General features: G+C 58.3%; 2 protein-coding genes. Both read left to right on the forward strand.

Annotated elements, in window-relative coordinates; all coding sequences use genetic code 11:
- The coding region (locus NKJ08_RS38770) for a hypothetical protein (protein WP_352786415.1) at positions 1–325 on the forward strand (325 nt) is incomplete at its 5' end.
- A 55-nt stretch (positions 326–380) separates the two neighbouring features.
- Positions 381–944 (forward strand): alpha/beta hydrolase (locus NKJ08_RS38775; RefSeq protein ID WP_352786417.1); only part of this gene is annotated, 564 nt, incomplete at its 3' end.

Consider the following 944-nt stretch of genomic DNA (forward strand, 5'->3'; position numbering starts at 1 on the left):
TCGCCCATCATCGACTCAATCTCCTCTTACGACGAAGATTGAATCAGTGCTTCAGGACTGCTGCAACCCGGACTTTTTCAACACAATCGACCCAATGCCGCCTTTCCGGCGCCGGTTTTCCTCTCCAACCCGGATCTTCCTTGCTACCAGCGCTTTTGACCCGCAGCGGCCAAATATCAGATGGAATATTCGACCAGGTGCGGGGGGTGGGTCAGTGCTAAAAGATGACGAGCGGGTTTACGCGCGACCATGTCGTCCCGTGTATTCGCCATGGCGCAATTATAACGAAAAATTCCCAGCGCTGGCATTGGCGCTTTATGGATGACGTGTGGCTGCTGCTGTCCGCCGTTTTCTACGCTTGATGAGGCTAGGGAAGCAAAATGGGCGATGTGGATGAACACCTCGATCTGACGGAGATTAACGCCGTCCGCCGGTTGTTGACGTCCAAGCCACGATCGGTGGGCTGGGACGAACGCCGGGCACGGCTCGACGAGGTTGGTTCGGTGTGGCCGATTGCGGACGACATCCGATGCGAGGATGCGGTTTTCGATGGGCTCGAGGGAGAGTGGTCCCTAGCGCCTGAGAGTGACAGGGATAAGGTTCTGCTCTTTTTCCACGGTGGTGGCTACTGCTCCGGCTCTCTCAAAAGTCATCGTCGAATGGTGACTGAGGCAGGTCGAGCAACGGGAATGCGCACCCTCGCGATCGACTATCGACGCGCACCGGAACATCCTTTCCCTGCGCAACATGAAGATGCACTCACCGCATGGCGCTTTCTGAGCCGGCAAGGGATCGCGCCGGATCGCATCGTGGTTGGCGGAGACAGTGCGGGCGGCAACCTCACCCTGTGCTTGGTCAGTATATTGTGCGCGGCAGGGGCGCGGTTGCCGCGATGTCTTTGGCTGGTTTCGCCATGGACGGACCTTTCGATGTCCGGCGCGACA

Origin of the sequence: Mesorhizobium sp. M0244 (assembly GCF_040321795.1) — a bacterium.
Taxonomy (GTDB): Bacteria; Pseudomonadota; Alphaproteobacteria; order Rhizobiales; family Rhizobiaceae; genus Mesorhizobium.